This window comes from Nocardia sp. 852002-51101_SCH5132738, from assembly GCF_001665695.1.
Taxonomy (GTDB): domain Bacteria; phylum Actinomycetota; class Actinomycetes; order Mycobacteriales; family Mycobacteriaceae; genus Nocardia; species Nocardia nova.
Genome location: NZ_LZML01000205.1, coordinates 39791 through 51847, shown reverse-complemented (window position 1 = coordinate 51847; position 12057 = coordinate 39791). Strand labels below are relative to the sequence as shown.

Genomic DNA, 12057 nt, shown 5'->3' with positions numbered 1-12057 from the left:
CACGCAGCCAGATCCTCATCAACCAGCACGAAAACACATGCTACCCAACAACATCACGAAGTGATGCTGGAGTACTAATTGGCGAAGGTGCGCTCCCCCCGCGCCGGAGCGTGCGCGGACACCGCTCCCGCGGGAATGACGATGCGCCAGCTCGGTTGTTTCCGAACCGGAAACGGCGGGAGTTCGGCGGCGCTCGGTGCGGGCTCGTGCCGCTCCGCGGTGATATCCCCGAATTCGACAACGGGCGCCGGGGGTGTCGCCGGTGCGGGCGGCGCCGGATTGGGTGCTGTCGGAGCCGGGTGCGTTGCCGCCGGCACCGGATCGGGAGCCGTCGGCACCGGCTGCGGTCCCGCCGGCGCCGGAGTGGGTGCGGCCTGGACCACCTGCGATGCGGCCGACGTCAAATGAGATGCGGCCGGAACAAGCTGCGTTGCCACCGGAGCCAGCGGGGATGCGGCCGGAGCCGGGTGCGGTGCCATCGGCATCGGATTGGGGGCGGTCGGCACCGGCTGGGATGCGATCGACGCCGGATAGAGCGCGGCCGGCGCCACGTGAGGTGCGGTCGGCGCCGACGGAGATGCCGGCGGCACGAGCTGCGGTGCGGTTGCTGCGGGCGACACCATTTGCAGGGCTGCCGGTACCGGACGAGGTGTGGTCGGTGTCTGCGGCCGTGCGGTCGGTGTCGAGGGGTGTGCGACTGCGACCGATCGCGTCGTCGGCCGGGCAGCGGTGCGCACAATCGGATTGTCGCGCAGGTGATTCGTCAGCACACAGGCCGCGGCGCCGAAAGCCGTGATTCCGGCGAGCATCGCGGCGAAATCGAGATGGGCCCCCGCCAGTTGATGCGCGGCATGTGCCCCACCGAAGAGACCGCGGAGGATGCCGGAGAAACTGCTGTCGTCCGCGACCGCCGCGCGCATCTCGGATTCCTTGTTGTCGAGGTACAGCACATCCGCGAGGACGAACACCGCCACACCGGTCCCCGCCACCGCGGCCGCGGCGGAGAATATCGACGCGCGGGTGCGCAGATAGGCCACCGCGGCGAAGATCGTCGCGAGCACCGCGACACAGGTCAGCACCGCCCACGTGCCGCTGATATCGGTGTCGCGCAGCCCGGCACCCGCCCAGTCCTGCTGGGACACGGTGGTACCGGTCAGCCTGCCGAAGGCATCCGACCGGATCGCGCCGCCCGGTCCGGAGGCCGACAACCAGGGCTGGAACAACAGGACGAGAGTCGCGGCGCTCAACACGGCCCCGCACAGGTATCCCCAGCTCGGACGGCGACCACCCGGTGGCGTCGGTAGTGAGCCGGACGATTCGAGGTCGCCGGTTCCGGGATGAACATCGCTCCAAGGCGTTCGGGTAGCCATAACTCCGGGTCTGTCTGTTACCGATGCGCCGGCCTCGTGGCGGCCGGCCCGGTAGGGGTGGGTGCGGAAATGCGTCGACGACCGCGCTGTACGTCTGCGAAAAATCACGGTAGAACCGCGTCCGAGTACGGGCCACCAGACCTCCCACGGCTGACTGGGGCGCAGGTCACAGCCCTTTTCCGGAGCACCGGCGAGATATGGTGAAAGAAGTTGTCCCGGAACATGTTTCGATCGTCGGCACCGGCGCCGGTAGTGCCCGGCCGGCGGGAAGCGCGGGCGCGAACGTGACCGGGTCGACACCGGCTACGCCGAGTGCCCCCGCGAAGCTAGGCGGTCGGGCACGCGGTGTCGACCGCTCCGAGCACACGGCCGGATTCGAAGGCCGCCGCACTCGCGGGCAGTTCACCGGCGCGGCCGCTGTTGTAGACCGTCACCGTGCCGGCGCCGGCGGTCGGCCGGCCCAGGGCGTCGATGCGCCGAAGTGTCTGGCCCGCAACAGCTTCCGCGCTGTCGAACAGCCGGACGCCCGAGGGCAGCGCGGCCACGATGGAATCGAGGACCAGCGGGTAGTGGGTGCAGCCGAGGACGACCGCCTCGGTGCCGGCGGGAGTCTGCTCGGCGGCGCGGGCGATGGCGTGCTCGACGGCCTGGAGATCTCCGCGGTCGATCGCGTCGGCGAGGCCGTGGCACGCCACACCGGTCACATCGGCGTCACCGCCGAAGCGAGCGATGAGATCGGCCTGGTAGCGGCTCGCGGTCGTGGCCGCGGTCGCCCACACCGCGACCGAGGCACACGCGGCGGCCGCCGGTTTGATCGCGGGGACGGTGCCGATCACCGGCACCTCGGGCCCGACCTCGGCCCGCACCTGTTCGAGTGCGGTGACGCTGGCGGTATTGCACGGCAGCACAATGGCCTCCGCGCCGAGCCGCAACGATCGGCGGGCCGCATCCAGCACCCGATCGATCACCCACTGCTCGGGTTTGGGCCCCCACGGCGCACCATCGGGATCCAGTTGCAGCAGCAGATCGAGGTCGGGACGCAACTTGCGCAGCCACGCCCCCGTCGGCAACAACCCCAGTCCCGAATCGATGAGCGCAACGATCACCCAGCCACTGTATTAGCGTCGCCACGAACCCTTACGCCCGACCGGGGTATCGACCGGACCTGTTCCGCGCGGCGCTGGCGTGCCGTCGCACCGACCGATCCGGGCGGCACGGCCCGTTGCGGGCGTTCAGCTCGCGGGTGCGGCGGACCTGGCGTTGGCTGCGAGTTCGGCGCGCATCTTCATCACCTGCGCGGTGCGACCGCCGCCGACCACGGCGGTCAGGACTCCGCCGTCGAAGTAGTGCGCCAGGAATTTGCGGCCGTCGTCCTCGACGATCCGGATCTCGTCGGCGCCCGCCGGGGTGCCGAGGACCTGGATCTTCAGGTCGTACTGGTCACTCCACACGTACGGCACCCGGGCGGCCGTGGGAACGTCGCCGCCGAGCAGCGCGGTCACCAGCAGCCGTGCCTGCTCGCCGGCGTTGGTCCAGTGCTCCACCCGCTTGTGCCGGCCGTTGTCGTGGCGCCACGCGGCGACATCGCCGACCGCCCACACCCCCTCGACCGAGGTGCGGCCCACCTCGTCGGCGAGGACACCCCCGCCCGCCTGCGGTTCCGCCAGCGGGATGCCGGATCCGGCCAGCCATTCGGTGATCGGCGCGGAGCCGACACCGATGACCACCAGATCGGCGGTGACCGTAGTGCCGTCGGTGAGGGTGGCCCCGGTGACCGCGCCGTCTTCGACCTGCAACGAGCTCAGTCCGACGCCGCAGCGCAGGTCCACCCCTTCGTCGCGGTGCATGCGCCCGACCAGGCGGCCGACCGCCTCGCCCAGCGCGGCGGCCAGCGGGGTGGGCTGTGGTTCCACCAGCACCACGTCGACGCCGCGGGAACGGAAGCTCGCCGCCAGCTCGCAGCCGATGAATCCGGCGCCGACCACCAGCGCCCGGCGCGCGGTGGCCAGTCCGTCGCGCAGCGCGGCCGCATCCTCGTGCCGCCGCAGGACGTGGACACCGGCGGCCTCGGGCAGACCCGGAATCCGCTTGGGGCGCAGGCCTGTTGCGATGATCAGCTGTCCGTACTCGAGCACGGAGCCGTCGTCGAAGGTCACGGTGCGCGCCGCGGTGTCGACTCCGGTCGCGGCCAGGCCCAGTCGCAGCTCGATGTTCTTCTCGGCGAAGAATTCGGCGGGGCGCAGCGTCGTATCCTCGGTCTCGCCGCGCACGAACTGCTTGGACAACGGCGGCCGATCGTAGGGCAGGCGCTGTTCGTCACCGACGAGGATCACTCCGCCCTCGTATCCGGCGCGGCGCAATTCCTCCGCGGTACGCAGGCCGGCCAGACCGGCGCCGACGATCACGATCGGGGCTGTCATCGCTGCGCTCCTGGCTCGGTTCCCACTGCTGGCACGTATTGCTGCACCAATCCACCATAAACTAGAACACGTTCTAGAATGCGGTGACGGGCGCCATATCCGACGCGAGTGCAGGAATTTTCCGGAACAAGTATTGATCGGGCGGTCAATCAGAGTTATACCGAGATCAGAACATAATTCCGCCCCCGAGGAGGCACCCATGCTCACCGAAAACCGCACCCTGAGTTCCGTGGCCGTGGCACTGGGCGTCTACACCGCCCTGTCCCCCATCTGGACCGACCACAGCAACCGCGCCATGTGGACCCTGATCGTGCTCGGCGTGCTGATCGCCCTGGCCGGCCTGGTCCAGTTCACCCGTCCGGGCATCGCCGGAACCGATTACGCGATGGGCCTGTTCGGCGTCCTGCTGTTCATCTCGCCGTGGGTGATGAACTTCAGCTCCTTCAGCGCGGCGTCGTGGACCGCGTGGATCGTCGGCGTACTGACCGTCGTGGTCGCCCTGGCCGCCCTTCCGCAGGTATCGGCACGGATGCATACTGCTCACTGATGCAGATGCCCAAACCCCGTCGAGCGGGGCGTCGCCGCAGCAGCAAGGTCGACGGCGACGCCCGCGCCCTGATTCTGGATGCCGCCGAAAGCCTGTTCGCGGCACACGGATTCGACGCGACCGCGACGGCTGCGATAGCCGCCGCGGCCGGCGTTCCGAAGGGGCTGGTCTTCTATTACTTCCCCACCAAGGACTCGATCCTCTCGGCGCTGATGGCCGAGCGAGTTCCCGCGCATCCGATCGACGACATCGCCACGGTGGTCCGGCCCGGCGATCCGGCGACCAGCCTGGTGAACCTCGACGCGGCACTGAATCTGCGCGACCACCATTCCTCGGTGCTGCGCGTGATCATGTGGCGCGAGGCCGATACGCATCCGGATGTGCGAAAACAGGTGCGCCGCATGCGCGATCAATTGCTCGACGTCACCGCCCGGGTATTGCAGGCGAGCGCGCCCGGGCAGGTACAACCCGGAACCCTGCGGGCCTGCGCAGCCGCCTGGGTGTCGGCCATGCTCACCATCGCGAGCACCGACCGGTTGCACGCACTGGACGGATTGACACTCGCCGGCGCCGAGGAGATCACGAACCTCTCCCGGGTCGTCGCGGCCGGCATGAGCAGCCTGGGCTGAGCCGGCGCCGCCGGTTCAGCGAGCCGGCAGCAGACCATCGACCAACGCGCGCAATCCCTCCGCGTAGGTGTCGGCCGCGGTGAGCGCGCCCCACCGGTCGGCCACGGCCGCCAGGCGCGGAAGTTCGCCGGCATCGATATCGGCGAAGACGCGCTCCCGGAACACCGGCCGGTCGTCGTCGCGACGCCGGCGAGCCGCGGCCCGAATCAGAATTTCCCCGGCGGTGTAGTACCAGATCGTCCGATAGGCGTGCACCGCCCGCTCGGCACCTCGCACTTGTCGACCTGTTCGCCCGCGGCATCCGAATGCTGCCCGACGGCCGGGTTTTCGACGAACAACGCCGTATGTCCGGAGATATGGAGGGGTGGACGCTGGCGACTTTCCGGGTGGCCACCGACGCCGACGTCCACGGCGACCACTGGGAAATGCATCCGAGCGGAGAGGAGTTGGTGGCGGTGCTCTCGGGCGGAATCCGGATGTATCTGCGTGAGCCCGGCGACGCGGCGGGACCGGTATCGCTGCGCGCCGGACAGGCGTTCATCGTGCCGCGGGGGTGTTGGCATCGCATCGAGGTGGACGAGCCGAGTGAACTGATGTCGCTCACCCTGCGCCGCGGTACCGAACTCGCAAAACGGACGGATTGAGCTGCGGCGCAAGGGCGGCGGGAACCGTCGCACACCCCCGCGAACTCGCACCCCGAAACGTGAGCGATAAGAATGGAGTGTATGACGGATCCCGCCAATGCCCGTTTCGGAGAACCCCATACTGCACGAGAGGGGCACCGACTGACCCGCTCCGAGGAGGAGCCGGGCCAGCAGACGGGTGGCGGCGGTCCCGCGCACGGCGGTGCCGAGAAGTTCGGACTGCGCTGGGACAGCGCCGAATTCGGTGAGTCCGGATCGGGTGAGAGCGTTTTCGGCCCGCCCCCGGTCGCCTCGCCCACCGATGTCCCGTCCTTTTCACCCGACTACCTCGCCGGCACCGCGGTTCCGGCACCTCCCGCCGCACCGCCGCTCCCGGTCCGCGACACATCGGCCCGCACGAACATCCCGCCGCTGGCCACCCGAGAACCCGCGCAGCGCAGCATGTTCGCCTCACCGTTCGATGCGGATTACGAGCAGGGTGCGGCGCAGTCGCGGAACAATCCTGCGGCCGACGACGAATCCGCTCCCACCTCCAGTTTCGCGGTGAGCGCGGCGGAGACGCCGGCGGTGGATCCGAGATCGGGTGTCCTGGGATCGTCCACGGCTCCCGGCGACAACGAGAACTCGACGCCGGAGAAGGCAAGCTGGGAAACCGAACTCGATGCCGGAGCCCAGGATCCGGAGGACACCGTCCGCCGCATCGCGGAGAGCCTGGGCATCGACCCCGGGCGGCAGAGTCGCTCCCGTACCGCCGAAACCGAGCCGGCCGAGGCGTCCGCCGAGCCGCCGGAACCGCGGCGATCCGATCCGGTCGAATCCGGTGCCCCGTCGACCGCATCCGTCCCGGCTCCGCCGAAACTCCCGATGCGGCTTCCCACTCCTGCTCACGGCATCGTCCGGACCGAACCGGCCGGTGCCGGAACGGGTCTCGCCGCCGACGCGACACCGGCGAGCACCGACCCGCGCCCGGACACTCCCCGCCGGCCCATTCCCCGTGCGGCTCGGCGGGCACGCGGCGACGAGCAGCCCGCCGCGAACACCGCCGCGGCCCGGCTGCCCGGCGACATCGCGGCAACCGAATCGGCAACCGGTGAGCAGCACACCACCGCGGTGACCGAACCGGCATCCGCCGGCAACGAGCCGCCCGCAGCCGCCTCCGGGAGCGAGAGTGAATCCCGCCCCGCGACAGCGGAAGGTGTGAACCGCACGGCGATCGGTCACGCGACATCGGCCGGCGGCGACGCCGATCCCGCACGGCTCGCCGCGACCCCACTGACCGACCGGTCGCCCGACGAAGCCCTCCGACCCACCGCGACCACCGAATCGGCAGCCGGGAGCGAGCACACACCACACCCCATTACGCGGGCCGAATCCGTCGCCGAGAGCGCCCAGGCCGCCGAACACACCGTCGCCGAGGCGAATACGGGCGCAGCGGAGGACGACAAGGGTGAGCCGGCGACCCCCGCGGCGCGGCTGCCGCACCGGCATTCGAACGAGCCGGCACACTCCCACCGCGCGGAGTCGACGCCCCCGGCCCACTCCGATCCGGCCGACCGAACGGACGAAGCCGGCTCCGGAGATCCGCAATCGTGGCAGAACACCGACATGCTCCCGGCGATCCGCAGCCGCGCGGACAACGCCCACGCCGCTTCCCACCAGCTTCCCTCCCGCAACGGGGCGACGGTGGGCCTGCGCTCGGCCCCGACGAGTACCCTCGCCGAACAGTCCGATACCGACGTCCTGCGACGACGCGCTGCGGAAGCCCGGGTGGCGGAGTCCGTTCCGACCAGCCGGCACCGGTCGCTCGCAGCGGAAACCCGAGCCGACGACTCGACGACCGAGGCCCCGGAAGACGGTGCGACACAGCCGGATTCGGCGATCGGCGCCGCCCACATCGAATCGTCCACCAGTGCCGCGGGTACCGGCGGTCGCCGAAATCGTCGCGCCACCGGGGATCAGCACTCCGGTGACACACCGGACGACATCGCTTCGCGCACCGGCCTGCCCCCCACCTCCCGCCGCGCGGCCCGCCGCCGGGCCGAGACCACCGGCGAACCCCCGGCCATCGACGTCGGCCTGGTGATGCAGTTATTGCTGGCCAGCCACACCCTGGAAAATGTGGCCCGCAACGCCGAAACCGGCGACGTCGACCTCAACGGCCTCATCACCGCCGCCCACCGAACCCGCACCGCCGCAGTCGAACTCGTCACCACCTGGTTCGGCGGCGCCGACCAGATGCGCGAATTCGCCGAAGCTCTCCTGGCGGCGACCGAGAACTGAGCCAGCGACGCGAAAAGGGCCGCTCCCCGAGGGGAACGGCCCTTTTCATGCTGTCACATGTCGTGACGGCCGATCACGAAGTCACTTGATGACCTTGGTGACGCGGCCGGCGCCGACGGTGCGGCCACCCTCGCGGATCGCGAAGCGCAGGCCCTCTTCCATGGCGACCGGCTGGATCAGCTTGACGCTCATCTCGGTGTTGTCGCCCGGCATGACCATCTCGGTGCCCTCGGGGAGGGTCACGACGCCGGTCACGTCGGTGGTGCGGAAGTAGAACTGCGGGCGGTAGTTGTTGAAGAACGGGGTGTGGCGGCCGCCCTCGTCCTTCGACAGGATGTACGCCTGGCCCTCGAACTCGGTGTGCGGGGTGGTGGTGCCCGGCTTGACGACGACCTGACCACGCTCGACATCTTCGCGCTTGATACCACGCACCAGCAGACCGACGTTGTCACCGGCCTGACCCTGGTCCAGCAGCTTGCGGAACATCTCGATGCCGGTGATGGTGGTCTTGGTGGTCTTCTCGCGGATACCCACGATCTCGACCTCTTCGTTGACGTTGATCACGCCACGCTCGACACGACCGGTGACCACGGTGCCACGACCGGTGATGGTGAAGACGTCCTCGATCGGCATCAGGAACGGCTTGTCGGTCTCACGGACCGGGTCCGGGATGGACTCGTCGACGGCGTTCATCAGCTCGACGATCGACTCGACCCACTTCTCGTCACCCTCGAGGGCCTTCAGGCCGGAGACGCGGACGACCGGAGCCTCCTCGTCGAACTCCTGGGCGGCCAGCAGCTCGCGGACCTCCATCTCGACGAGCTCGAGGATCTCCTCGTCGTCGACCATGTCCGACTTGTTCAGCGCGACCAGGATGTAGGGCACGCCGACCTGACGGGCGAGCAGCACGTGCTCACGGGTCTGCGGCATCGGGCCGTCGGTGGCGGCCACGACCAGGATGGCGCCGTCCATCTGGGCCGCACCGGTGATCATGTTCTTGATGTAGTCGGCGTGACCGGGGGCGTCGACGTGCGCGTAGTGACGCTTCTCGGTCTGGTACTCGACGTGGGAGATGTTGATCGTGATACCACGAGCCTTCTCCTCCGGAGCCTTGTCGATCTGGTCGAACGCGAAGCTCTGGTTCAGGTCCGGGTACTTGTCGGCCAGCACCTTGGTGATGGCGGCAGTCAACGTGGTCTTGCCGTGGTCGACGTGACCGATGGTGCCGATGTTGACGTGGGGCTTCGTCCGCTCGAACTTCGCCTTCGCCACTGTTGTCCTCCTGGACTAGTTAGTGCGTGCTTTTGTGCAGCAGTGCGGTTTGTATTTACAGGGGGTCGTACGCGACCGAACGGGGCGGATTCTCGCAAATCCGCCCCGACTGCGATTACTCGCCGGTCGCCTTGGCGATGATCTCCTTCGCCACGTTGGCCGGAACCTCCGCGTACGAATCGAACACCATGGAGTAGTTCGCCCGGCCCTGGGTCTTCGACCGCAGGTCACCGATGTAACCGAACATCTCCGAGAGCGGAACCAGCGCCTTGACGACACGGGCACCACTGCGTTCCTCCATGGCCTGGATCTGGCCACGGCGGGAGTTCAGGTCGCCGATCACATCGCCCATGTAATCCTCGGGCGTGATGACCTCGACAGCCATGAGCGGCTCGAGGATCACCGGACCGGCCTTGCGGGCCGCTTCCTTCAGAGCCATCGAACCCGCGATCTTGAACGCCATTTCCGAGGAGTCGACCTCGTGGTAGGCGCCGTCGAGCAGGGTGGCCTTCAGGTTGACCAGCGGGTAACCGGCGAGGACACCGTACTGCATGGAGTCCTGGATGCCGGCGTCCACCGACGGGATGTACTCGCGCGGAACGCGGCCACCGGTGACCTTGTTCTCGAACTCGTAGGTCGCGCCGTCCTCGCCGGTGAAGGGCTCCAGGCCGATGATGACGCGGGCGAACTGACCCGAACCACCGGTCTGCTTCTTGTGGGTGTACTCGAGCTTCTCGACCTTCTTGGTGATGGTCTCGCGGTAGGCCACCTGCGGCTTACCGACATTCGCCTCGACCTTGAATTCGCGCTTCATCCGGTCGACCAGGATGTCGAGGTGCAGCTCGCCCATACCGCCGATGACGGTCTGGCCGGTCTCCTGATCCAGCTTCACCGAGAAGGTCGGATCCTCTTCGGCGAGCTTCTGGATCGCGGTGCCCAGCTTCTCCTGGTCGGACTTGGTCTTGGGCTCGATCGAGACCTCGATGACCGGGTCCGGGAAGGTCATGGACTCCAGCACGATCTGGTTCTGCGGATCGCACAGGGTGTCACCCGTGGTGGTGTCCTTCAGGCCGATGACCGCGTAGATGTGGCCGGCGGACGCCGAGGGAACCGGGTTCTCCTTGTTGGAGTGCATCTGGAACAGCTTGCCCAGACGCTCCTTCTTGCCCTTGGTCGAGTTGATGACCTGGGCGCCGGAGTCGACCTTGCCCGAGTACACGCGGACGTAGGTCAGCTTGCCGAAGAACGGGTGCACCGCGATCTTGAACGCCAGCGCCGCGAACGGCTCGTCAGCGCTCGGCCGACGGGTGATGACCTCGTCCTCCTTGCCGGGGACGTGGCCTTCCACGTTCTCGACGTCCAGCGGCGAGGGCAGGTAGTCCACGACGGCGTCGAGCATGGGCTGCACGCCCTTGTTCTTGAACGCCGAACCACACAGCACCGGGTAGAGCTCCGAGGCGACGGTCAGCTTACGGATGGCGCCCTTGATCTCGTCGATCGTGAGCTCCTCGCCGCCGAAGAACTTCTCCAGCAGCGCCTCGTCCGACTCGGCGACGGTCTCGAGCAGCTCCTGGCGGTACTGCTCGGCCTTCTCCTTCAGATCGGCCGGGATCTCGGTGACCTCGTACTTCTCACCGAGCTTGGTCTCGCCGGTCCACACCTTGGCGTTCATCTCGACCAGGTCGACGATGCCCTCGAAGGAGTCCTCCGCGCCGATCGGCAGCTGGATGACCAGTGGCTTCGCGCCCAGGCGGTCCTTGATGGTCTGGACGGTGAAGTAGAAGTCCGCGCCCAGCTTGTCCATCTTGTTGACGAAGCAGATTCGCGGCACGTCGTACTTGTCGGCCTGACGCCACACCTGCTCCGACTGCGGCTCGACGCCCTCTTTACCGTCGAACACCGCGACGGCGCCGTCGAGCACACGCAGCGAACGCTCCACCTCGACGGTGAAGTCGACGTGGCCGGGGGTGTCGATGATGTTGATCTGGTTCTGGTTCCAGAAACACGTCACCGCCGCCGAGGTGATGGTGATGCCGCGTTCCTGCTCCTGCTCCATCCAGTCGGTGGTCGACGCACCGTCGTGGGTCTCACCGATCTTGTAGTTCACACCGGTGTAGAACAGGATTCGTTCGGTAGTGGTCGTCTTGCCGGCATCGATGTGAGCCATGATGCCGATGTTGCGGACCTTGTTGAGGTCGGTGAGCACGTCCTGTGCCACGGAAATCTTCCCCGCTCTGCTCTGTTAGCGATCAGCTAGTTGGGATTTTCGGGAACGGCCCGGGCGGTTCCGCTTCGATGCGGGCCCCTGGCCATCACTATGTCAACGTCGGGTGCGGCTGATTGGTGCCCTGCTGAGCACGTGCCGCACCCGACTGTGACTCGCCTCCCGGCGCCGTTCCTTCACCGGCGGACCGGGTGACCAATCACCAGCGGTAGTGCGCGAACGCCCGGTTGGACTCGGCCATCTTGTGGGTGTCCTCGCGACGCTTCACCGAAGCGCCCAGACCGTTGCTCGCATCCAGCAGCTCGTTGGCCAGACGCTCGATCATGGTCTTCTCACGACGCGCGCGCGAGTAGTTGACCAGCCAGCGCAGCGCCAGGGTGTTGGCGCGACCCGGACGAACCTCGACCGGGACCTGGTAGGTGGCGCCACCGACACGACGCGGCTTCACCTCGAGGGCGGGCTTCACGTTGTCGAGCGCACGCTTGAGGGTCACGACCGGATCGGTGCCGGTCTTCTCGCGCGCCTGCTCGAGGGCACCGTAGACGATGCGCTCGGCGGTCGACTTCTTGCCGTCCAGCAGGATCTTGTTGACCAGCTGAGTGACCAGCGGCGATCCGTAGACCGGATCGTTGATCAGCGGACGCTTGGGTGCGGGGCCCTTGCGTGGCATA

Annotated in this window: 11 protein-coding genes; 4 read left to right on the top strand and 7 right to left on the bottom strand. The window is 68.1% G+C overall.

Going from position 1 to position 12057, the window contains the following annotated elements:
* Nucleotides 1-74: 74 nt before the first annotated feature.
* From A5789_RS32585 to A5789_RS32575, 3 genes are all read right to left on the bottom strand, one after another.
* Nucleotides 75-1247, bottom strand: coding sequence for a hypothetical protein (locus tag A5789_RS32585; protein ID WP_146100916.1), 1173 nt, complete (start codon nucleotides 1245-1247; stop codon nucleotides 75-77).
* A gap of 449 nt (nucleotides 1248-1696) precedes the next feature.
* Nucleotides 1697-2476, bottom strand: coding sequence for a glutamate racemase (locus A5789_RS32580; protein WP_064906676.1), 780 nt, complete (start codon nucleotides 2474-2476; stop codon nucleotides 1697-1699).
* Between the two features lie 126 nt (nucleotides 2477-2602).
* Nucleotides 2603-3790, bottom strand: coding sequence for an NAD(P)/FAD-dependent oxidoreductase (locus A5789_RS32575; protein ID WP_064906679.1), 1188 nt, complete (start codon nucleotides 3788-3790; stop codon nucleotides 2603-2605).
* A gap of 199 nt (nucleotides 3791-3989) precedes the next feature.
* On the opposite strand from A5789_RS32575, the gene A5789_RS32570 reads away from it, so the two are divergent.
* Entirely contained in the window at nucleotides 3990-4337 is a 348-nt protein-coding gene (locus tag A5789_RS32570; protein WP_030517125.1) for an SPW repeat protein, read from the top strand.
* On the top strand, nucleotides 4337-4966 hold the full coding sequence (locus A5789_RS32565; RefSeq protein WP_155525539.1) for a TetR/AcrR family transcriptional regulator: 630 nt from the start codon (nucleotides 4337-4339) through the stop codon (nucleotides 4964-4966). Before A5789_RS32570 ends, A5789_RS32565 begins: the two co-directional genes overlap by 1 nt.
* Before the next feature lie 15 nt (nucleotides 4967-4981).
* On the opposite strand, the gene A5789_RS32560 is transcribed toward A5789_RS32565, so the two are convergent.
* On the bottom strand, nucleotides 4982-5242 hold the full coding sequence (locus A5789_RS32560; protein ID WP_197516787.1) for a hypothetical protein: 261 nt from the start codon (nucleotides 5240-5242) through the stop codon (nucleotides 4982-4984).
* Between the two features lie 68 nt (nucleotides 5243-5310).
* Between A5789_RS32560 and A5789_RS32555 the strand changes: the two genes are divergently transcribed.
* Together A5789_RS32555 and A5789_RS32550 are read left to right on the top strand one after the other, a co-directional pair.
* Nucleotides 5311-5610, top strand: coding sequence for a cupin domain-containing protein (locus tag A5789_RS32555; protein ID WP_227462687.1), 300 nt, complete (start codon nucleotides 5311-5313; stop codon nucleotides 5608-5610).
* Nucleotides 5611-5691: 81 nt separating this feature from the next.
* Complete coding sequence (locus A5789_RS32550; protein ID WP_064906683.1) at nucleotides 5692-7890, top strand: hypothetical protein; 2199 nt, start codon at nucleotides 5692-5694, stop codon at nucleotides 7888-7890.
* A gap of 81 nt (nucleotides 7891-7971) precedes the next feature.
* Here the strand turns inward: A5789_RS32550 and tuf are convergent, their stop codons facing one another.
* From tuf to rpsG, 3 genes are all read right to left on the bottom strand, one after another.
* Nucleotides 7972-9162: an elongation factor Tu gene (gene tuf / locus A5789_RS32545; protein WP_064906685.1), complete on the bottom strand. Its 1191-nt coding sequence runs from the start codon at nucleotides 9160-9162 to the stop codon at nucleotides 7972-7974.
* Between the two features lie 115 nt (nucleotides 9163-9277).
* Nucleotides 9278-11380, bottom strand: coding sequence for an elongation factor G (fusA, locus tag A5789_RS32540; RefSeq protein WP_063013628.1), 2103 nt, complete (start codon nucleotides 11378-11380; stop codon nucleotides 9278-9280).
* A gap of 205 nt (nucleotides 11381-11585) precedes the next feature.
* Nucleotides 11586-12056 (bottom strand): 30S ribosomal protein S7, encoded by a 471-nt coding sequence (gene rpsG / locus A5789_RS32535; RefSeq protein WP_030517120.1) that lies wholly within the window; start codon nucleotides 12054-12056, stop codon nucleotides 11586-11588.
* Nucleotide 12057: the final 1 nt, after the last annotated feature.